General features: G+C 46.9%; 22 protein-coding genes, 1 tRNA gene and 1 riboswitch. Of the genes, 5 read left to right on the forward strand and 18 right to left on the reverse strand.

From position 1 onward, the window contains the following. Positions 1-6: 6 nt before the first annotated feature. The 3 genes from trmL to queG all read right to left on the reverse strand — a co-directional run bounded on the left by trmL (position 7) and on the right by queG (position 2,683). Positions 7-489, reverse strand: a complete 483-nt coding sequence (gene trmL / locus KY305_RS08065; RefSeq protein WP_223062097.1) for a tRNA (uridine(34)/cytosine(34)/5-carboxymethylaminomethyluridine(34)-2'-O)-methyltransferase TrmL — start codon at positions 487-489, stop codon at positions 7-9. A gap of 36 nt (positions 490-525) precedes the next feature. Beyond that, complete coding sequence (locus tag KY305_RS08070; RefSeq protein ID WP_223062098.1) at positions 526-1,437, reverse strand: amidase domain-containing protein; 912 nt, start codon at positions 1,435-1,437, stop codon at positions 526-528. 85 nt (positions 1,438-1,522) lie between these two features. Then, positions 1,523-2,683 carry a tRNA epoxyqueuosine(34) reductase QueG gene (gene queG, locus KY305_RS08075; RefSeq protein WP_223062099.1) on the reverse strand — a complete coding sequence of 387 codons (1,161 nt, stop codon included), beginning with the start codon at positions 2,681-2,683 and terminating at the stop codon, positions 1,523-1,525. 84 nt (positions 2,684-2,767) lie between these two features. Here queG and KY305_RS08080 point away from each other — a divergent pair, with 84 nt between their 5' ends. Beyond that, positions 2,768-3,391, forward strand: coding sequence for a hypothetical protein (locus KY305_RS08080; protein ID WP_223062100.1), 624 nt, complete (start codon positions 2,768-2,770; stop codon positions 3,389-3,391). A gap of 89 nt (positions 3,392-3,480) precedes the next feature. Here KY305_RS08080 and KY305_RS08085 read toward each other — a convergent pair. Continuing rightward, a tRNA-Gly gene (locus KY305_RS08085) sits at positions 3,481-3,554 on the reverse strand. Positions 3,555-3,745: 191 nt separating this feature from the next. On the opposite strand from KY305_RS08085, the gene KY305_RS08090 reads away from it, so the two are divergent. Further along, entirely contained in the window at positions 3,746-3,949 is a 204-nt protein-coding gene (locus KY305_RS08090) for a helix-turn-helix transcriptional regulator (RefSeq protein ID WP_223062138.1), read from the forward strand. After that, positions 3,946-4,413 (forward strand): hypothetical protein, encoded by a 468-nt coding sequence (locus KY305_RS08095; protein WP_223062101.1) that lies wholly within the window; start codon positions 3,946-3,948, stop codon positions 4,411-4,413. The genes KY305_RS08090 and KY305_RS08095 overlap by 4 nt, the downstream gene beginning before the upstream one ends. 21 nt (positions 4,414-4,434) lie before the next feature. Here KY305_RS08095 and rpsN read toward each other — a convergent pair whose 3' ends face one another. The 7 genes from rpsN to KY305_RS08130 all read right to left on the reverse strand — a co-directional run bounded on the left by rpsN (position 4,435) and on the right by KY305_RS08130 (position 10,396). Beyond that, positions 4,435-4,704, reverse strand: a complete 270-nt coding sequence (rpsN, locus tag KY305_RS08100; protein WP_214801974.1) for a 30S ribosomal protein S14 — start codon at positions 4,702-4,704, stop codon at positions 4,435-4,437. Positions 4,705-4,805: 101 nt separating this feature from the next. Beyond that, positions 4,806-5,438, reverse strand: coding sequence for a sulfur oxidation protein (locus KY305_RS08105; protein WP_223062102.1), 633 nt, complete (start codon positions 5,436-5,438; stop codon positions 4,806-4,808). Positions 5,439-5,446: 8 nt separating this feature from the next. Then, positions 5,447-6,583 (reverse strand): FMNH2-dependent alkanesulfonate monooxygenase, encoded by a 1,137-nt coding sequence (gene ssuD / locus KY305_RS08110; RefSeq protein WP_223062103.1) that lies wholly within the window; start codon positions 6,581-6,583, stop codon positions 5,447-5,449. Between the two features lie 22 nt (positions 6,584-6,605). Further along, positions 6,606-7,439: an ABC transporter permease gene (locus KY305_RS08115; protein ID WP_223062104.1), complete on the reverse strand. Its 834-nt coding sequence runs from the start codon at positions 7,437-7,439 to the stop codon at positions 6,606-6,608. Next, positions 7,436-8,428 carry an aliphatic sulfonate ABC transporter substrate-binding protein gene (locus KY305_RS08120; RefSeq protein WP_223062105.1) on the reverse strand — a complete coding sequence of 331 codons (993 nt, stop codon included), beginning with the start codon at positions 8,426-8,428 and terminating at the stop codon, positions 7,436-7,438. Before KY305_RS08120 ends, KY305_RS08115 begins: the two co-directional genes overlap by 4 nt. Positions 8,429-8,444: 16 nt before the next feature. Next, on the reverse strand, positions 8,445-9,212 hold the full coding sequence (locus KY305_RS08125; RefSeq protein ID WP_223062106.1) for an ABC transporter ATP-binding protein: 768 nt from the start codon (positions 9,210-9,212) through the stop codon (positions 8,445-8,447). 248 nt (positions 9,213-9,460) lie between these two features. Continuing rightward, entirely contained in the window at positions 9,461-10,396 is a 936-nt protein-coding gene (locus KY305_RS08130) for an amidohydrolase family protein (protein ID WP_223062107.1), read from the reverse strand. A 253-nt stretch (positions 10,397-10,649) separates the two neighbouring features. Between KY305_RS08130 and katA the strand changes: the two genes are divergently transcribed. Continuing rightward, positions 10,650-12,104: a catalase KatA gene (katA, locus tag KY305_RS08135; protein WP_223062108.1), complete on the forward strand. Its 1,455-nt coding sequence runs from the start codon at positions 10,650-10,652 to the stop codon at positions 12,102-12,104. 72 nt (positions 12,105-12,176) lie between these two features. On the opposite strand, the gene KY305_RS08140 is transcribed toward katA, so the two are convergent. From KY305_RS08140 to KY305_RS08165, 6 genes are all read right to left on the reverse strand, one after another. Then, positions 12,177-13,142, reverse strand: coding sequence for an ABC transporter ATP-binding protein (locus tag KY305_RS08140; RefSeq protein ID WP_223062109.1), 966 nt, complete (start codon positions 13,140-13,142; stop codon positions 12,177-12,179). Next, complete coding sequence (locus KY305_RS08145; protein ID WP_223062110.1) at positions 13,135-14,121, reverse strand: ABC transporter ATP-binding protein; 987 nt, start codon at positions 14,119-14,121, stop codon at positions 13,135-13,137. Before KY305_RS08145 ends, KY305_RS08140 begins: the two co-directional genes overlap by 8 nt. Beyond that, the gene (gene opp4C / locus KY305_RS08150) at positions 14,118-15,023 is read right to left on the reverse strand and encodes an oligopeptide ABC transporter permease (RefSeq protein WP_223062111.1); all 906 of its coding nucleotides are present in this window, start codon (positions 15,021-15,023) and stop codon (positions 14,118-14,120) included. Before opp4C ends, KY305_RS08145 begins: the two co-directional genes overlap by 4 nt. A gap of 12 nt (positions 15,024-15,035) precedes the next feature. Beyond that, complete coding sequence (locus KY305_RS08155; protein WP_223062112.1) at positions 15,036-15,992, reverse strand: ABC transporter permease; 957 nt, start codon at positions 15,990-15,992, stop codon at positions 15,036-15,038. A 64-nt stretch (positions 15,993-16,056) separates the two neighbouring features. Next, a complete protein-coding gene (locus KY305_RS08160) occupies positions 16,057-17,787 on the reverse strand; it encodes an ABC transporter substrate-binding protein (protein WP_223062113.1) in 1,731 nt (576 codons plus the stop codon). Positions 17,788-17,789: 2 nt separating this feature from the next. Continuing rightward, positions 17,790-17,969, reverse strand: a complete 180-nt coding sequence (locus tag KY305_RS08165) for an FbpB family small basic protein (protein ID WP_223062114.1) — start codon at positions 17,967-17,969, stop codon at positions 17,790-17,792. Between the two features lie 267 nt (positions 17,970-18,236). Between KY305_RS08165 and KY305_RS08170 the strand changes: the two genes are divergently transcribed. Further along, positions 18,237-19,592, forward strand: coding sequence for an FAD-binding oxidoreductase (locus KY305_RS08170; RefSeq protein ID WP_223062115.1), 1,356 nt, complete (start codon positions 18,237-18,239; stop codon positions 19,590-19,592). 43 nt (positions 19,593-19,635) lie between these two features. On the opposite strand, the gene thiC is transcribed toward KY305_RS08170, so the two are convergent. Next, positions 19,636-21,408: a phosphomethylpyrimidine synthase ThiC gene (gene thiC, locus KY305_RS08175; RefSeq protein WP_223062116.1), complete on the reverse strand. Its 1,773-nt coding sequence runs from the start codon at positions 21,406-21,408 to the stop codon at positions 19,636-19,638. 124 nt (positions 21,409-21,532) lie between these two features. Continuing rightward, positions 21,533-21,641: riboswitch (TPP riboswitch) on the reverse strand. Positions 21,642-21,647: the final 6 nt, after the last annotated feature.

Consider the following 21,647-nt stretch of genomic DNA (forward strand, 5'->3'; position numbering starts at 1 on the left):
TTTTTCTTATATCAAATCTCTGTAATTTTGCTGGCGCAGCGCCTCATATACGAGAATCGCGGCTGTGTTGGACAGGTTTAATGATCTCACATGCTCCGTCATCGGAAGACGCAGGCAGCGGTCCATATTGTTTTCAATCAATTCTTTCGGCAATCCGCTTGTTTCTCTACCGAATACGAAGAAAAAGTCCTCCTCCGTATTTGTGTAATCAAACGACGTGTGCGGTTTTTGACCGAATTTTGTGATGAAGAAAAACTGTCCTTTTTTGTAAGCCTCAAATAATTCCTCCAATGAATCATGATAAACGACGTTGACGAACTCCCAATAATCGAGTCCGGCGCGCTTCAGCATTTTATCATCGGTTGAAAATCCGAGCGGGCGGATCAAATGAAGCGTTGTATCTGTTGCCGCACAAGTCCGTGCGATATTTCCCGTGTTGGCCGGGATTTCGGGTTGATATAAAACGACATGTAATGCCACGATGTTCACCTCTGTTTTTTATTCCGCCCACCATTATATCATTAATTACTCTTTTGTCGTATCATCCGTAATATGAAAAAACGCATATCTGATGGAAGGGGTATAAGCAGTTGAATCCTCATATGACCAATATCTCATCCTGCTGTCATATGATTGGGCGTTGACAAGCGGCATGTTGCTTTTATCTTTCGCGACGACAATCGTCGTGTGATTAAAGCGGCCGTCCCCTTCAAAATCATAACAAATGACATCTCCCGGCATCAGCTCTTCGGCGCTTGATACCTGCACGGCACGGAGTCCGGCTTTAGATTGAGCCAAATACCTCTTCATGGAATGCGCGACCGTCCAGCTGTAGCTCCATGAGCTTTCCTTCATCCACCAGCCTGAGCCTCTGTTCGGATGGCCCCGCATTGGCGCTTTTCCCGCGTGAAGGCATTGCGAAATAAAGTTCGTGCAATTGTCGCTGAAATTTTTATAGCTTGGATTGCGTTTATTCCAGAATTTTTCCGCGTATTGCACAGCAGCCAAGCGGTCGTATTGAAACGCTCGGCCAAAATCCTCACGTTCACTTCTCACATATTCAATCACACTGTTGCCGTCAGAAAATCCGGCCGGTTTTTTCTTTACCTCCTGATCCTTGATCAGCATTTGATCATAGAGAAAAGCGGTTCGCTCCTCAATCTGTTCTTCTAAATAAAGGCCTCCGTCCAGCTCCTTGCACAAGTATTCAAAGTGTATCGTATACATCACGCATAACGTGCCGTCATCTTCCAGTTTGCTGTATACAATCACCGCTTTCGCCTTCGCTTTGACGATTTCAACCTTCCGTTTTTCAAACAGCTCTTTTTTCCGCGTCATAACGTCAAGATCGCCGGCCTGCCCTTCCTGCCTCAAGTCGGTTCCGTTTACCAAATAATGAAGCCGGGCCTCCGCCAATCCTTCTATAATGTGCTTCAAGCGCTTCACCCACCATACATTTTTATAGAGAAAAAACACTTGAATATGACTGCAAGTGTTTTTTATCATCTTCCCTATACATATGTCAGGACAGGCTGGGTTTAGTCTTATCAGATACGGATAACAGTTCTAATCCCTTTTCGATTTCCTGTTTCGCTTCTTCATCCTGTTCCTTGTGAAGCGCTCTTTCTAAATCCTCCGTATATGTCTGGTCACCGATCTTTCCGATAGCCCAGGCGGCCGTTCCCCTGATGACGGGACGCGGGTCCTGATGCATCAGCGCCGTCAGCTCCGGGAGAGCCGAGGTATCTTTGAAATGAGCCAAGGCTAAAATTGCATTGCGCTGAATCGGTTTTTTGCCGCGCCACGAGCCGGACACATGTCCGAATTTTTCTTTAAACTCACGATTGCTGATCGTCAGAAGCGGCTTTAACAGCGGTTTGGCGATTTCCGGGTCAGGCTCCATTTGCGGATGGAGATGAAAGTCTTTCCCCTTATTGATCGGGCATACCGTCTGGCACGTATCGCAGCCGTACAGGCGGTTGCCGATTTTCGTGCGGAATTCGTCCGGCAAAAATCCTTTTGTTTGGGTGAGAAACGAAATACAGCGCTGGGCGTTAAGCTGGCCGGGATTGACAAGGGCGCCGGTCGGGCAAGCGTCCAAACACTTTGTGCATGAGCCGCACATATCTTCTATCGGCACATCCGGCTCAAATGGCAGGTTTGTAATCATTTCCGCCAAATAGACGTACGACCCGTATTCAGGTGTGGTAATCATGCAGTTTTTTGCGCTGAAGCCGATTCCCGCCCGCTCTGCGACGGCTCTGTCAGATAATTCACCTGTATCAACCATTGACTTTGTGCGGATATCCTCGTGTTTGCTTTGGAGAAATGTCTCTAGCAAATCAAGCTTTTCCCGCAGCACATCATGATAATCCTTTCCCCAGGAAGCTCTGCAAAAAATGCCGCGCCGGGCGTCCCTCGTGCTCCTCGGCGCATCTTTCATTTTAGAAGGATACGCAAGGGCGATGGCGACGATGGATTTCGCTTTCGGCAAAAGCAAGGTCGGCGTGACCCGTTTTTCAATATCGGGTTCTTCAAAACCGGACAGATAGCCGAGAGATTCCTGCAGAATCAGCCGATCCCTCAGACTGTCGAACGTATCGGCCGTCGTAAAACCGATTTTGTCGACTCCGATGCTTTTGGCGTATTCGATTAATTCCTCTTTCAGTTTATGAATATTCATTTTTTGCACAGCCTCCTTTCTTTGTGATCACGCTCCCGCCCGGGTATAATAGACTTTTATCATCCCGAAATGGAGTGAACACAGTTGAACATCAGTTTAGATCCGCTTATTACTGAACGGGTGCCGGGGATCAAAGCGGCAGCCGTCATATATGACCAGATTGAAGTCGGGCCTTCTCCGCAAATGCTGAAAGGCAGACTCCGTTTATTTCAGGAATCTCTTTATTTTGATTATGCTGACGGCGGCATTGAACAACAGCCCTTCGTGAAGGAATGGGCGCGTATATTGAAACAGCTCAGCCCCGCCTTTGAAGGACAAAAAACGCCGATGGAGCATATACTTGAAGGCATCTCCCGCGAGCAATTTATCGAAAGCGTGAATTCAGCCCATGATACCATACTTTTTTTCTCGCTGAAATATTCTCTGCCTATCATGGCGTATGATGCGTCCGAGCTTAACGAGCAAGTCTCCGTAACACTCGGCGAAAAAGAAAGCGTGCTGACCTTCTCCGGGACAAACGGCGTGTTCGGCGACTTTACCAGACACATCAATGCCCGCCCCGTTACATCCGGCACTAAACAAATGATGCAGCTCATCTTTTTTCCGCCTTCCTATCAAGAAGACGCGGCCGGTGAACTGTTATCATCCTTAACAAAAATGTTTGAACAAATTCACGGAGGCACGCACACCGTTCACTGGCTTGCATGAGGAGACACGGCTTACGTGTCTTTTTTACATAAAAAAACGCAATACTTCGTTTATCTAAGAAACGAAACACTGCGTTAATAACGTATGTATGGAGCGGGTGATGAGAATCGAACTCACGACATCAGCTTGGAAGGCTGAGGTTTTACCACTAAACTACACCCGCGTCAAGTATTATCTGCGGCAGCACCGCTTTGACTTTTCTAATATTACATGTTTATTTATTTTTCGTCAAGGGAATGTTAAGAAATTTGTCGAAAAAAATTCTTTTTTTGTCCATATGTTAAATCGAGTTTACATTTTGTTAATAAAACCATACGATTTTAGAAAGTACAAAACCTGAGGTGCCGTATGATGCTGAAAAATAAAGTAAAAGAGCTGAGAGCCAGATTCGGCTATTCTCAGGAAACGCTTGGAAAAAAAGCCGGAACCACGAGACAAACCATCGCAGCGATTGAAAAAGGAGATGATGTGCCGTCATTGTTATTGGCGCTTCATATTTGCCTGGCTTTCTCCCTGCCGATGGAGGAAGTGTTTTGGCTGGAGGAGGAGATAAAATGAGTTTAAAAAGAAAAGCATGCTTTCACATTGTTCTCTACGGGCTTGCCTGCTGGACGCTCATTTCATTGACGGAAGCGGCGCCGCAGATAGCGGATTACTTTCAAACCGGCGGCAGTTCATCATTTGAGCTGAATGCCGCACCATTTCTGCTGTTTGCCGCTTGCGCCGCACTGTATATGTATGCTGAGAAGAAAAAACGGGACGGGAAAAAACACAGCCTTGTGCCGGATGAATTTGAGGAGCAGGATGAAAGAGAACGGATGATGACAGCAAAAGCGTGCCGATCATCATATATCGCCGTTTACTTTTCATTGCCGGCTGCGGCCGTTTTACTTTTGTTTTACCCGCTCATTCAGCCGCATCTTCCCTCCTTTCCTATTGTTTTGATTTTTATTTTGATGATGATTCAGCATTTGGCGTATGTTTTCACATTTCATAAACACGGCAAAAACTCCGGTTCTTGATAAACCCGGAGTTTTTTAGCGCTACCAGCTAGCTTTTTTCACACCGGGAATCTGTCCTTTATGGGCCAGCTCCCTGAATGCGATTCTGGACAGCTTGAATTTTCTCATATAGCCTCTCGGGCGGCCCGACACCATACAGCGATTATGAAGCCGGCTTGGAGCTGAATCTCTCGGCAGCTTGCTCAGCGCTTCCCAGTCCCCTTTTTCCTTCAACTCTCTTCTGATGTCCGCATATTGTTCAACAAGCTGCTGCCGCTTGAGCTCCTTCACCACTTTTGATTTTTTGGCCAATATCAGCACTCCTTTTAAATCGTAATAATTACGATTTAATAATACCACCCAGATGTTGATAAAGCAAGCTTGCAGCATATAAAAGACGGGCCTTGGCCCGCCTACTTGTTCAGCTTTACATAATAGAGCAATGCGTCAGAATGGCTGATCAGCATCTTTTTATCCCGTGACATATTGACGGGCTTCCCTGAATTCTTCACACTCGCGCCGATCAATACCGGTTTCCCATACGTGACCGGCTCGGCAGAGGAGATAAACACGGACGCTCTGTTATCTCCCTGATTGCGGGTAAAAACGGCGTCTGCCGAAACTTTCCCGCTGTCATCGGCGATACCGAAACGAACCTTGTCTTTTTCCTTTTTCCCTTTGTCTTCTCGGTCTGTGTAAAAGATGAATTGCAATGCTTTTGGTTTATTTGCATCGCCGCCGTAATCTGATTCAAGCGGCCCTGCCTTATCCGCCAGTTTTCCGTTTTGATAATGCTCAATATACATCTGTGCAGCCGCCAAGTCTTTTGTGACGCCGGTCACTTCTGCGGCTCCGCTTTCTGAAGAGGCAATTTCCATTCTGTATTTCTCTGTCTTTGATACATCAGCTTCTTTTATCTGCATGCCGTTTGAATGTCCGCATGCCGTTAATCCTGCCAGCAGACAGCACGCTGCCGTCCATTTGAATACCTTCAGAAAAAACAGCCCCTTTTTGATGATTGTATCACTATCAGAAAAAAGAGGCATTTGTTTATTTATACTGTCGCTTTATTTCCTTCGGCAAAATGGTTATTTCCTACCGCTTCACCGAGTCTGCGCTCAAGCTTCCGTGTCCGTTCGTTATCAAACGGGAGAAGCGGAAAAACAAGCTCAGCAAGATAATAAGCCTCTTCCAAATGCGGATATCCGGAGAAAATAAACGAGTCAATGCCGAGCTTTTGATACTCTAATATCCGATCGGCAACGGTTTGGGGATCGCCTACAAGAGCCGTGCCCGCTCCGCCTCTGACAAGCCCGATGCCGGCCCAAAGATTCGGGCTGATTTCCAGCTTCGTCCGGTCTCCGTTATGAAGATCGGACATCCGTTTTTGGCCTGAAGAATCTGCACGGCGGAGCGCGGCCTGCGCTTTAGCAATTGTCTCGTCATCTAAATGGCTGATTAAGCGTTCAGCCGCCTCCCACGCCTCCTGCTCTGTTTCCCGGACAATCACGTGAAGCCTGATGCCAAAACGCATCGTCCTGCCTTCTTTCGCAGCCTGTTTTTTGACGGCTTCAATCTTTTCTTTCACCTGCTCAGGCGGCTCGCCCCACGTTAAATAAACATCTGTATGCTTCACAGCAGCCTCGATGCCCGCCTGTGAAGAACCGCCGAAATATAAAGGCGGATGCGGTGATTGTTTTGGAGGGAATAAAAGATTGCTGTTTTCGACTTTGATATGTTTTCCTTCATATGTGACCGTTTCGCCCCGCATCAGACCGCGCCATACGGTTAAAAATTCTTCAGTCGCCTTATAGCGTTCATCATGGCTGATAAACAGCCCGTCTCCCGCCAATTCATAAGGGTCGCCGCCCGCCACTACATTGACAAGCAAACGTCCGTCAGATATCCGATCCAGGGTTGATGCCATTCTCGCGGCAACAGATGGCTGCATCAGCCCGGGCCTGACCGCCACTAAAAATTTCAAATCTTTTGTTTCTCCGGCTAAAGCCGCGGCAGTCAGCCACGGGTCCTCACATGATCTGCCCGTCGGCAGAAGAACCCCCGTGTATCCCAGTCTGTCAGCAGCCTGCGCCACTTGCTTAAAATAAAGATGATCCGCCGTTCTCCCGCCTGCTTGTGTTCCTAAATAACGTCCGTCTCCATGTGTCGGAATAAACCAAAGAATGTCCATATCAATCTCTCCTTTTTATATATTAACCTTCATAACTGTTTCGCCATTTCAACAGTTTTCGTTCCAATATTCTGACAAGTGAATCTGTCAGCTTGCCGACGACCGCGAAAATAATAATGCCGACAAACACTTTATTCGTCTGGGAAAACTGTCTGGCATCCATAATCATATAACCGATGCCTTCACTCGATCCCATCAGCTCCGCCACCACAAGCCCGAGCCACGCGATGCCGAGAGACAGCCTGATGCCGAGCAGTATATTCGGCAAAGACGCAGGAAGAATCAATTTTCTCATCTGCTGATACCAGTTAAACTCCAGCACCCGTGCAACATCAAACAGCTTCGCGTCCACTCCGCGGATGCCGAGAAATGTATTAATGTACACCGGAAAAAATGCGCCCAGTGCAATGAGCAGGATTTTTGACGTTTCATCAAAACCGAACCACAAAATAAACAGCGGAGTCACAGCCAGATGAGGAACGGTTCTGAGCATTTGCAGGGACGGATCAACATACGCCTCCGTCCGCTTAGAAAAACCGACCAAAAACCCGAAAATCAGTCCGAGACCCGCACCAAGCAGAAAGCCGGCCGCTGCCCGAAATAAGCTGATTTGCAAATGGACCCAAAGCTCACCTGATCCGAGCAGCTCCTTAAAAGTCTGCACAATGGCAAAAGGCGCGGGGAGCACCGTCGCCGATACGATGCCGATGCTGCCGATGATCTGCCATATGGCGATGACGGCAGCAGGCAGAACAAACCCCTTCAGCCATTGGTACGAGAAGCGCCGGAGCTTTGCCGCTGCTTTCTTTTCCGTTTGGTTCAATGAGCCGACAGCCGGTGATGCCTCTGCTTTCATTCCTTCTCACCCCCCGTTTTTAACGCCTTTTTAATAAACGAATTGTCTACAACTTCTTTTACATCGATTTTCTTGTTGATCGCCTTAGTTTTATATTGAAAATCAGCGGTTTCTTGCTGGGCTTTTACGATATCGTCAGTGATGGCCTCATTGAGCGGCTCTGTGTTGTTCAGCACGTTTCTGACGACTGAGGTATCGAGATTTTTGATTTTGGCATACAGCGCAACCGCCTCATCTTTATGTTCCTTTTGCCACGTGACTGCTTTGTTGAACACTTGCAGAAAGCGGACAACCTCCTCCGGGTGCTCTTTGGAGAATCCAGTTCTGACTAAAGTGAAACCGGGTGAATATAAGTCTGTGCTTTCGCCGTTTGCTAAAATCTTTGCGCCGTGCTGCATTGTTTCAATAGACAAGTACGGCTCCCAAATGGACCAAGCATCAACTGATTTGTTCTCAAAAGCGGAAACCGCTTCATCCGGCTGAAGCTGAATAACGGTGACGTCATCAGCAGAAAGCCCGGCTTTGTTCAAAGCTTTATAGAGAAAGTCAAATCCGCTGCTGCCTTTTGCCACGGCGATTTTTTTCCCCTTCAAGTCTTTCAGGTTCTGAATCCCGCTGCCTTTGTTTACGAGAATGCCGTTTGCTTTTAAGCCGTCCTGAGACAGCCCGATCTCTTTAAAATCAATCCCCGCAGCCTGGCCGGAGATGACCGGTGAATTGCCGACCTGAGAAAAATCAAGCTTATCCGCGGCAAGTCCTTCAAATTGCGGCGGGCCGCTTTGGAACTCCACCCATTTCACCTTAATCCCCTCTTTTTTGAAGGCTTCTTCAAACCAGCCTTTTTCCTTGGCGATGAGAAGCGGGCTCAAGCTTTGCTGAATGCCGATCCGTATTTCTTTGACCGGCTGTCCGCTGCCGTCTGCTCCGTTTGCACCGCATCCGGCTAACATTAATACAGCTGTAAATAAGAAAATGATTGTTTTTTTCATCTTTGCTTCGTCCCTTCTATATCCCGGATCCATCCGCAAATTGGAGGTCTTCCGTTTTCTCAAACTCAGACAGCACCTTTTGCCTGATCGCTTGGAAATCAGCAGCCGTCCGGTTGCGAGGGCGCTTAAGCTGAATTGGCATCACTCTGTGCAGCCGGCCGGGCTTCGCCTTGAGAATCGCCAGCTGATCGCCTAAATAAACGGATTCATCTATATCGTGTGTAACCAAAACCATCGTCGTTCTTTTCTCCCGCCATATATCAAGCAGCACATCCTGCAAATGTTTTCTTGTGAAAGCGTCCAGCGCGCCGAACGGTTCATCTAACAGCAGCACTTCCGGCTCACGCAACAGGGCTCTGGCGATGGCCACCCTTTGCGACATGCCGCCGGATAATTCGCGCGGATATGCGTTTTCTGCTCCCTGCAGCCTGACAATCTCAACGAGTTCCTCCACTTTTTTACGAATCGCCGGATCTTTTACATTCAGATCGGCGGCGATATTTTGCTTTACTGTCAGCCAGGGAAACAGCCGGTGCTCTTGAAAAATGAATCCTTGCTGTATGCCCGGGCCCGTAACATTACGGCCGTTAATTGTGATGCTTCCGCTATAATCGGTATCAAGTCCGGCGATTATTTTTAAAAGCGTGCTTTTCCCGCATCCGCTCGGCCCGATGACCGTCAAAAATTCCCCCGGTGCTATAGACAGCCGAATATCATTCAGCACCGCTGTTTTTCGGCCTTCATTTTCAAATACTTTTTCATTTATGCTGATGGTTACAGCCACCTGTATTCCCTCCTCTTTCTGCCGCGCCGATCAAAACAGCTTTTCAGAAAACAAAAAGGCCCCCATCTCTGATGCTTATAGAGATGGGAGCCTTCGGCGGTCCGATCGGCAGCCCGTTGTTTTTAATTTGAATATCATGTTAATTCAAATAATTCCGACTTGTCAACTGTTTTTTATATGAATTAAAATACGGTTCACATAAAAAAGCACCCTCCGACCGGCATTTGTCTGAGGAATGCCCTGATTCATCACGTATTCGTCTCTTTTTTCGGGTGCCCGATTTTCAATAATGTTCTCGCATTGTTCCCGAAAATATTTTCTATGTCTTCTTCCCGCATATTGATTTCCCTGCAGATTTTGACCTGCTCCTGAAGATATCTGTATACGTATCCTCTCGGAAATCCGTTTGAATCTGTCCCGAAAATGATTCGTTCAGCCCCGATTAATTCAGATGTCTTTCGAAACAGGGTTTCCAGATCGAGCGGATACGGCATCCATCTCATCCACTGGTTGGAACCGGATGTGTCAATATATACATTTGGGCAGCTCCAGCAAAGCTGCAGCAGTTCCTGATAATATCCGGCGCCGAAATGCGGAATAATGAACGGAATATCAGCATATTCCCTTGCGACTCGGTAGATGGACAGCGGGTTGATGTTGCGGTGGCTGACAATGCCGCCCGCTCTTCCAAGAAGCCCGAAATGGATCAATACAGGCAGCTTGCGGTCGGCAAGATACGTCCACAGCGGCTCGAGCGACGGATCATGAAACTCAATATCAGTCAGCGGCCCAAACAGTTTATATCCTTTCAGCCCCAGCTCTTCAACCGCTCTTTTCATCTCTTCAAACGCATCCTCCCGCTCCAAAGGGTGATAAGCAAACCCGGTAAATTTAGCAGGATTAGCCTGAATGAAAGCCGCCATTTGATCATTGCTTTCCGCCGTTAAAAAATTCAGCACATCAATGCCGTATTTGTCTAATTCCTTTTCCCACCTTGTCATCAAAGGAAGATCCCCATCCTCCTCGACTGTGTCAAACTGATCAGGAAAATCCCAGGTAAGGTTCATTCTTTCAGACCGTTCTTGATTGTAATCAGAGAATTTCTTATGGTTTTTCCCGAAATAAAGGGTGTACGGCAAATGGCCGTGAATATCGACTGGTTTAAAATGTTTCCGAAAAAGCATGGGATCGCCGCCTTTCTTAACTGCCGACAATGAAAAAAGGCCCTTATCCGAAAGAATAAGAGCCTCTTGTGTCCAAGTCAGCGGTTACTATTTTTTTCATATTAACCTCATTAATCCCATCAGTCAAGTACCCTTTAAACTATATACCCACTACTCTATGATAAAAATAATTATTTTATAATCATTATAAAATAATATTGACTTTTTACTGATAGATGATATTATATTTTTATAAATTCAAAGAGGTGATCACATGAGTTCAAATAAATTGACAACAAGCTGGGGCGCTCCGGTCGGAGATAACCAAAACTCAATGACAGCAGGCGGTCGCGGCCCTGCTTTAATTCAAGACGTACATCTGCTTGAGAAATTGGCCCACTTTAACAGAGAACGCGTGCCGGAACGTGTTGTGCATGCAAAAGGTGCCGGCGCACACGGTTATTTTGAAGTGACAAATGATGTTTCAAAATATACGAAAGCTGATTTTCTGTCTGAAGTCGGAAAACGCACACCGCTGTTTATCCGTTTCTCAACAGTTGCCGGTGAACTCGGCTCTAGTGACACAGTGCGTGATCCGCGCGGTTTTGCCGTTAAATTTTATACAGAAGAAGGAAACTACGACATCGTCGGAAATAATACGCCCGTGTTCTTCATCCGCGATGCCATCAAGTTCCCTGACTTTATCCATACACAAAAAAGAGATCCGAAAACACACTTAAAAAACCCGACGGCTGTTTGGGATTTCTGGTCACTGTCACCTGAATCATTGCATCAAGTAACGATTCTGATGTCAGACCGGGGCATTCCGGCAACCCTTCGCCACATGCACGGTTTCGGAAGCCACACCTTTAAATGGACAAACGCTGAAGGCGAAGGCGTCTGGATCAAATACCACTTTAAAACAGAACAAGGCGTGAAAAACCTTGATGTCAATACAGCTGCAAAGCTTGCAGGTGAGAATCCTGATTACCATACAGAAGATTTGTTCAATGCCATTGAAAACGGCGATTTCCCTGCATGGAAATTATATGTGCAAATTATGCCGTTAGAAGATGCAAACACATACCGCTTCGATCCGTTTGATGTCACAAAAGTATGGTCTCAAAAAGACTATCCGCTTATCGAAGTCGGCCGCATGGTCCTTGACCGCAACCCGGAAAACTACTTTGCAGAAGTGGAACAGGCGACATTCTCTCCGGGAACTTTAGTCCCCGGCATCGACGTTTCACCTGATAAAATGCTTCAAGGCCGTTTATTTGCTTATCATGATGCACATCGCTACCGTGTGGGCGCAAACCATCAGGCACTGCCGATTAACCGTGCACGCAATGAAGTGAAAAACTACCAGCGCGACGGTCAAATGCGTTTTGACAATAACGGCGGCGGCTCCGTTTATTACGAGCCCAACAGCTTCGGCGGTCCGAAAGAGTCTCCTGAAGATAAGCAGGCGGCCTATCCTGTATCAGGCTTCGCAGACAGTGTAAGCTATGATCATAACGATCATTACACACAAGCCGGCGACCTGTACCGCCTCATGAGCGAGGAAGAACGCGCGCGCCTTGTGGCCAATATCGTCGGGGCGATGAAACCTGTAGAAAAAGAAGAAATCAAATTGCGCCAAATCGGCCATTTTTATAAAGCCGATCCGGAATACGGCAGACGTGTTGCCGAAGGTCTCGGCCTGCCGTTACAACCAGAAAAGGAATAAAAAAGAAAACCTGCTGATTCCTTCGGCAGGTTTCTTTCTGCTCTATTATCAATAAAAACAAGCGTTTCTCAATTACACAAAGTGGCATGCGGCATAATGCTGATGTCCCTTATCGATTAATATCGGACTCTTTTCAGCGCAAATTTTCTTGGCAGCCGGGCATCTCGTACGAAACTTACAGCCTGAGGGCGGATCGGAAGGGCTTGGAATATCACCCTTTAACATTATCCTTTCCCTTTTCGCTCCGGGATCAGGAATAGGTACAGCGGATAGCAGCGCTTGTGTATAGGGATGAAGCGGCCGTGAAAACAGCTGCTCCTTTGATGTGTATTCCACGATCGTCCCTAAATACATAATGGCGATTTTTGTACATAAATGCTCCACTACACTTAAATCATGAGAAATAAACAAATAGGACAGCTGGTGTTTTTTTTGAAGACTGCTGAACAAATTAATCATTTGAGCTTGGATTGAGACATCCAGCGCCGCGACAGGTTCATCCATAATGATAAATTGAGGCTCAAGCGCCATGGCCCTCGCAATAACGATCCGCTGCCGCTGTCCGCCGGAAAATTCATGCGGATACCGGTCGATATAATGAGAAGAAAGACCGCAAGCCTCAAGGACCTCCGCCGCTTTGTCACGCGCGTCTCGTTTTGACGCCAATTGATGCTCAATCATCGCTTCGCCAATCGCTTCACCGATACGGCGCCGGGGGTTTAAAGAACTAAACGGATCTTGAAAAATCAGCTGAGCTTCCGATCTGAACTTCTTCAGCTCCCTACGATTCATTCTGAACACGTCACGTCCTTGAAAATACACGTCTCCTCCGGTCTTTTCCTGAAGCCTTAAAATCGTTTTCCCGATTGAGGATTTGCCGCTTCCCGATTCTCCAGCCAAACCGAAGACTTCTCCCCTCCCTATCGTAAAACTGACCCCGTCCACCGCTTTCACAGGCCGTGTGTGTGTCTTTCTTATTCCTGCCTGCTCTTCATAATATTTTTTCAGTCCGTTGACTTCCAATAATGGATCACTCATCTGCTTTCTCCTCTCTGTACAGCCAGCACGCCGCCTTATGTCCGGTCTCAAACTCAGTAAAATGAGGGCTTTTTCTCCGGCAAATGTCTGTGCTGTATTCGCAGCGATCAGCGAAATAACAAGACGATACAGGCAAATCTGCCAATTCCGGTACTTGCCCGGGAATGGTATACAAAGTGTCCTTCCTCTGCCCTATGACCGGCTTTGCTGCCAGCAGCCCTTTCGTATACGGATGCTTCGGATCGGAGAACAGCTCCGCAACCGGTCCTTCTTCCACGATCTTTCCCGCATACATGACGATCACATAATCAGCCATTTCAGCGACAACACCAAGATCATGTGTGATTAATAAAATGGACGTTTGAAATTGTTTTTTCACATCCCGCAATAAATCCAGTATCTGCGCCTGAATGGTTACATCAAGCGCTGTTGTCGGCTCATCGGCAATAATCAGTTTCGGATCGCAGCTGAGAGCAATGGCCGTCATGATGCGCTGCAGCATGCCTCCGCTCAGCTCATGAGGATACCGGTGCATCACCTGTTCTGCATGAGGGATTTCCACTAACGAAATGAGTTCAACTGCCTTCTGCCAAGCCTCTTTCTTACTCAGCAGTAAATGTTCCCGAAGAGGCTCTGTCAGCTGTTCACCGATTGTAAATACCGGATTTAATGATGTCATCGGTTCCTGAAAGATCATGCCGATTTCGCAGCCGCGCACTTTTTGCATTTCTTTTTGTTTTAATTCCAATAAGTTCCGCCCGGAAAAATGTACTGCCCCGCGCTCGATTTTTCCCGTTTCAGGAACCAATTGCATGATGGACAAAGATGCCATGCTTTTTCCGCAGCCGGATTCACCCACAATACAAACCGTTTCTTCCTCGTGAACGGTGAAACTGACATCATCAACAGCCTTTACTGCCCCTTCATCCGTATAAAAAGCCGTCTTCAAATGTTTTACTTCTAAAAGCGGTTTTCTCATTTCATTTTCACCTGCCGTTTCACTTTAGGATCGAACGCATCCCTCAAACCGTCTCCGAGCATATGGATCGCCACGACGGTCAGAAAAATAGCCGTTCCCGGCGGTATCCATAACCAAGGCCGTAATGTAAAGTCCATAAAATTGTTCGCGGCTTCCATCATATTCCCCCAAGAAGGGGTAGGAGGAGCAACGCCGAGCCCAAGAAAACTAAGCGCTGATTCACTCAGCATCGCGCCGGCAACATGCAGTGTCGCCGCCACCATCAATAACGGGAGCGTATTGGGAAGCAAGTGATACAGAATCTTCCGTTTATCACTTAGTCCAAGAACCTCCGCTGCCATCATAAACGGCTGCTCTTTCAGCGATAAAATTTGTCCGCGCACAAGCCGCGCCAAACTGGGCCAGCCGATCAAACTTAACATCATCATAATCAAATACAGCCTGTATTCAGAGGGAACTTTCCACTCCGACAAAACCGCGGCTAATATTAAAAGCAGGGGCAGGCCGGGAATGGACATCAGCATATCTGCGAGACGCATGATGATAACATCAGCCGCGCCGCGATAAAAACCGGCAAGCGCTCCAAGCAAAGACCCGACAACAAGAGACAAAACCATGGAAGCAAGCCCGACAGTCAGAGAAATCTGCCCCGCCAGCATCAGCCTTGTCAGCACATCTCTCCCGTATTGGTCGGTGCCCAGCCAATGGTGAACTCCGGGATGCTGATTGGCATTTGAAATATCGGTCCGATCTGTTATGTATGGAGAAAAGGATGGACCAATAAAACACAGTAAAAACATAAAACATAAGAAAAGCAGACTGACAACCGTTAATTTATTATGCAGCAATCGGCGGTACGTCTGTTTCCAAAGGGACGGCGGCATGTCTTTTTGTTTTTTCATCTTCAACGCCCCCTATTTCAGCCTGACTCGCGGATCAACCGCGGCATAAGCGATATCGGCCAAAAAATTCCCCACGATCGTCAAACAAGACAAAAACAGGGTGAATGCCATCAATACGGGATAATCCCGATAATGCACCGACTCCAGCTGAATACGCCCGACACCCGGCCAGCTGAAAATCTGTTCTATAATAATTGCCCCGGAAAACAGGCCCGGAAGTTCAAAAGCAAGAAGGGTGATGGCGGGAATGAGCGCATTTTTCAACGCATGCTTCCATATCACGGTGCGCTCTTTCAAACCCTTTGCTCTCGCCGTTCTGATATAGTCCTGCCTGATGACGTCGAGCATGCCTGAGCGAAAATATCTTGTCAGCGAGCCGATTCCAAGCATAGATAAAATGACAACCGGCAAAATCATATGCTTAACGGCTTCAAGCACATACGAAAAGCCCGAACTCGTGCTTCCGGTATCAATCATTCCCCCGACAGGCAGTAACTTCAAATCAACGCCGAACCATTTGATGAACAGCAGGCTGATAAAAAAAGACGGAAATGCCATCGAAGCAAAAACAAAAAACGTAACGAGTCCGTCAAACCAAGAATATTTTCTGACAGCTGATACGACCCCCGTTACCATCGCCGCAGACCAAGTCAGCAGCAAAGAAAAAAACGCCACAAAAAATGAATTCCATACATATTTCTGAAGCAATGAAAGGACGTTCTCCTGATATTTTAAAGAGAATCCCAAATCTCCGGTGAGAACATTGCCGAGCCATGTCACATAACGCTGCCATATGGGCTGATCCAGCCCGTAAAGCGCCTTTAATTCCTTGGCTCTTTCAGGAGTCAGGTTTACGTTTGAATCAATATAATCGCCCGGCAGCATGGCAAATAAGAAAAAAATGATAAAGGACGTACCGAATAATATCACAAGCATTTGAATGAACCTTTGGACGGCATACCGTTTCATAAAAGCCTTTTCCTCCCCCAGAAGGCAAAATACCCAGCCTGCACCGGGTATTTGCACACGTTATCTATTTAATTGAAACGTTTGGCAGACTCGAACTGATTCCCGAATAATTATCCGGTTCAAGCCCCTGTATTTTCCCGCTGACCGCCCTTGCGCTTTGACGGTAATGAACCAAAATGTAAGGCGGGTTTTTTCCAAGCTCCTGATAAAGCTGGCGGTAAATCTCTTTTCTTTTGTTGATATCGAGCGTTCCGGCTCCTTTCTCTATTAACCGATCCGCCTTCGGATTGGAATATCCCGTCACATTGTTAGGATGATCGGATGCCAGCTTTTCCACCGTGTCGTTCGGATCAAGAATTTGCGAGGTGGAAACAGCGGCCAGATCATAATGTTTGTCATTGATTTTTGCGACCTCTGTATTAAAATCCATGACTTCCGGCTTTAATGAAATTCCGATGTCAGCATAATTTTCTTTCGCAATCGGGATAAAATCGTCATCGGCTTTTGAGGTGTAATAGCTGATCTCAAGCTTTTTGCCGTTTTTTTCACGCACGCCGTCTTTTCCCGTTTTCCAACCGGCTTGATCGAGAAGCTCCTTTGCTTTTTCCGGATTAAATTTGTACGGGTTCACGCCTTTGTCATGATATGCCCATGAAACTGGGGACACAGGGACATTTGCGACCTCTCCGTACCGTTTAAAGCGGACATCGACGATTTTTTGGCGGTCCAGCCCGTAAATGAGCGCTTGGCGAACTTCTTTGTCCTGAAACGGCGGGCGCTTATGATTGACATAAACAAGCCCATAGTCATTCACGACAGATACGCTTACATTCGCAAAACCAAGACTCTTTAAATGCTCGACCGTATCGTCATCAGGTGAGAAAGAGGCATAATCAAGATCACCCGTTTCAAAAAGCTGAAGAGAGGTTGAAGGGTCGATAATTTTATAAATCAGCTTTTCTGTTTTCGGTTTCCCGGAATAATAGTGTTCATTCGCTTGATAACGTATTTCCTGTCCCGGAATATATTCTGTGAATTGATAAGGGCCTGCTCCGAGCGGTTTTGAATAAAGCTCTTTTAAATAGTCCAGTTTGCCGAACTGATAATCCTTTCCGTAATAAGCTTCAGACAGCACCTGCCCCCCTAACAAAAGCAGCGATTTCGAACTGACTTTTTCAGTAGTGATCTTGATGGTTCTGTCATTTATGATATGAATGCCCTCTATCGACTTCGCTTTTCCTTCTTTGTAAGCTTTGCCGCCTTTAATATACGCCGTTGTGATATCTTCATAGCCCGCATACGCCGGATCATGCAGCAGCGTTAATGTAAACGCGACATCCTTTGCAGTCAGAGGCGACCCGTCACTGAAAACAAGGTCCTTTCTCAAATGAAACGTATAGGTAAGCTGATCTTTAGAAATATCCCAGCTTTCAGCCAGCGCCGGAGCGGGTTTCCCCGTTTTATCCAATTTGACTAATGACTCGAAAATAGGATCAGTCGCATTTCCGTCCCAGCCGTTTTCATAAAAGTACGGTAAAAAAACCCCGCCGGGCGCAGATATGCCTGCAACAAATGTATCTTTTCTGGCTTTAGATTTAGCGGGAAGCGCCGCCATATCAACCGCTTTAAATTCCTTTTTCTGTGCGCGGGCGATACTTGATTCTTCCTTTTTATCCGCCGATGGCTGCCGCTCTTCTTCCCCTGAGCTTCCTAATGCGCATCCCGATATAAATACGGAAATTGAGAGCGCAAATATGATGCCTGCTGCTTTTTTCTTCAATGCCTTCCCCTCCATCCTTATCGAACCCCCGTATGCTTTTCATCAATTTTTATATAGATCTCCTCCATCTGATCCGCACTTCTCATAATCTCCCGTTTGTTTTTCTCCACAAGCACCTCAAAATTCAATGTTCGTTTTCTGTACTTTTTTCGTTTTTTACTCTTCTTCCGAACAGTTGACGCCTTTTTCAAACCCAAATGTCATCCCTCCGTTTTTCATTCAAGGGCCTTTCACGCAAAAAAGGCCCTTATCTGTTTAAAAGATAAGAGCCTTCGGTGATCCGATCAGCCACAGTTTGGAAATATGTACTGATCATGTTAATTCATATAATACCTATCTGTCAACTATATTTTAAAATACTGCCGCGTCTTCTGAACTTTCGCGGCCTTTTCCTTATACGATCTCTTATTCTCCCGCATAAGCTGAGAACATTAATAGATAATGATAGAAAGAGAAGTGAGAGTATGGAAAAGACAAAACTTACCGGACGAATCGTGACGCGGGATGACCCGGACTATGACGAGGCAAGAACAAATTTCAACCTAAGTCTGCAAAGGTATCCCAGCATCATTGTATTTTGCCAAAACAAACAAGATGCCGTTAATGCGCTGAAGTGGGCGCGCGAAAACAATGTGCCTTTCCGCATCAGAGGCGGCAGACACAGCTATGAGAACTTCTCCCTTTTAAATAACGGCCTTGTCATTGATTTGAGTGAAATGAACAGAATAAAGGTCGATCAGAACATCCAGCTGGCTACAATAGAGGCGGGCGCCGAATTGGGGGAAGTCTATCAGACACTCTGGCGGTACGGCTTGACACTTCCTGCGGGAAATATTGCAAATGTAGGACTCACGGGTTTAACGCTTGGAGGGGGAATTGGATATTTAACAAGGACTGCCGGCCTGACTTGCGACCGCCTCTTAAAGCTCGAGATGATCAGAGCAGACGAAAAAACGGGCGCTGAATTGATAACGGCAAGCCGCTCGGAGCACCCTGACTTATTCTGGGCGTCTCAGGGCGGAGGCGGAGGCAATTTCGGCATTGTCACGTCCATGACGTTTGAAGCAGTGCCGATTTCTCGAGTGTCTATTTTTTCTATCACTTGGAGATGGAAGGATTTTGAGGAAGTTTTTAATGCGTGGCAGCACTGGGCTCCTTTTACGGATGAACGGCTTACCTCATCCATTGAGTTTTGGCCCGAGGAAGTAAACCGCATAGAGGCTCTCGGACAATTTGTCGGGACAAAAACAGAGTTAAAAGAATTGTTAAAACCTTTGCTAAAAGCAGGAAAACCGACAAGCGGTATGGTAAAAACAGTGCCGTTTAACGAAGCAGCTGCCTTTTTTAACAGCCCGGGAGGCAATCAGCCGCAAAAGAAAAAACGTTCAGGCTCTTTCATCGAAAAGCCATTATCAAAACATGCGATTTCAACCGTTAAACACTTTTTACAGCACGCACCGAATCAAAACGCAAGCGTCTGGCAGCAATCGCTCGGCGGGGCAGCCGGACGAATCGCCCCCGACGAGACGGCATTTTTTTATCGTGATGCAATCATTGCTCAGGAATATTTAACGAACTGGACATCACCTGAAGAAAAAAGACAAAATGTCCGCTGGATTGAGGAGCTGAGAACTGCTCTTTCCAAAGAAACGATGGGAGACTACGTGAATTGGCCCGATTTAGCTATCAGAAACTGGCCAAAAACATATTACGGAGACAATTTTGAGCGCCTCCGCGAAGTAAAAACGACATATGACCCAGAAAACGTATTCCGCTTTGAGCAAAGCATTCCGCCGCTTCGCCGGTCAATATTTTTCTAAAAGAAAAATGAAGATGGAACACCCTCCATCTTCATCCGTTCATTTATTGATATAAATGGCTTCCCGTTTTCACGAATTCTTTTGCTTTTTCTTTTAACCCTTCATTAATGGCTTCCGTTTCACTGAGGTCTTTCTCCTTCGCGTAATCCCGTATATCCTGTGAAATTCTCATACTGCAAAATTTCGGCCCGCACATCGAACAGAAGTGAGCCGTTTTTGCGCCTTCAGCCGGCAAGGTTTCATCATGGTATTCAATTGCTCTTTCAGGGTCAAGAGACAAATGAAATTGGTCGCGCCAGCGGAATTCAAACCGCGCTTTAGAAAGTGCGTCATCACGCATCTGCGCGCCCGGATGCCCCTTGGCAAGATCTGCCGCATGAGCGGCGATTTTGTAAGTAATCACGCCTTCTCTTACATCATCACGATTCGGCAGTCCTAAATGCTCCTTCGGCGTAACGTAACAAAGCATCGCCGTTCCGTACCAGCCGATCATCGCAGCGCCGATTGCTGATGTAATATGGTCATAGCCGGGAGCGATATCAGTCGTCAGAGGACCGAGCGTGTAAAAAGGCGCTTCTTTGCAGATTTCCAGCTGCTTGTCCATATTTTCTTTAATTTTGTGCATCGGCACGTGCCCCGGTCCTTCAATCATCACTTGAACGTCATGCTTCCACGCAATCTGCGTCAATTCTCCAAGCGTCTCTAATTCGGCAAACTGGGCCTCATCATTCGCATCGGCAATTGAACCCGGACGCAGACCGTCACCGAGAGAAAATGCAATATCATATGCCTTCATGATTTCACAGATTTCTTCAAAATGGGTATACAAAAAGCTTTCTTGATGATGTGCCAGACACCATTGCGCCATGATCGCCCCGCCGCGTGACACGATTCCCGTCGTGCGTTTTGCCGTTAACGGCACATAGCGAAGCAAAACACCGGCATGAATCGTAAAATAATCCACTCCCTGCTCCGCCTGCTCAATCAGTGTGTCACGGTAAATCTCCCATGTTAAATCCTCCGCAACACCGTTTACTTTTTCAAGCGCCTGATAAATCGGCACCGTTCCTACCGGCACAGGGCAATTGCGGATGATCCATTCCCGTGTCGTATGAATGTCTTTCCCCGTGGACAAGTCCATCATCGTATCGGCTCCCCAGCGAATCGCCCACGTCATTTTTTCCACTTCTTCCTCAATCGAGGATGTGACAGCTGAGTTTCCGATATTCGCATTAATTTTCACGTGAAAGTTCCGCCCAATAATCATTGGTTCACTTTCAGGGTGGTTTACGTTAGAAGGAATGATCGCCCGGCCGCTCGCTACTTCCTCTCTGACAAATTCGGGTGAGACATGCTCACGGATCGCGATAAACTCCATTTCCGGTGTAATGATTCCTTTTCTCGCGTAATGCATTTGCGTCACATTTTTTCCCGATTTAGCACGAAGCGGTTTCCGTTTTAAACCGGGGTATGCAGCAGCCCTGTTTTCTTTCTTATAACCGTTGTCCTCAGGTTTAACGGCCCGTCCTTCATACTCCTCCGTATCGCCGCGTCCGGCAACCCATTTGGTGCGAAGCGGTTTCAGGCCGTCATGTATATGAATCTGCACATTCGGATCGGTATATGGCCCGCTCGTATCATAAACACGGACAGGCGCATTCTCCTCTTCACCGAATGATCCCGTTGTCGGGCTCAGGCTGATTTCCCTCATCGGGACTTGAATATCAGGTGTTGAACCTTCCGTGTATACCTTTTTGCTTCCTGAAAAACTCGACATAATGGAAATGTTCGCTTGCTGTACTGATTGATTTTGCATACAAATCTCTCCTTTATCAATTCGAATAACAGAATCAAGCTCAGCACCAGCACAAAAAAACCGGGCTCAATTGAGAACCCGGTTTTGCAGTCAGAAAAGAAACTATTATTGTCTTTCATCAACAATAATAAAACCTCTACTTCCCCACGCTGGTACGAACCAGATCAGGTCCAAAGGGTTAAGAAGCAGCCGCTTCTCTCTCAGCCCGCCAAGGGGCACCCCCAGTAACTATTCATTTC

This window comes from Bacillus sp. YC2, assembly GCF_019891195.1.
In the GTDB taxonomy this organism is placed as follows: domain Bacteria; phylum Bacillota; class Bacilli; order Bacillales; family Bacillaceae; genus Bacillus.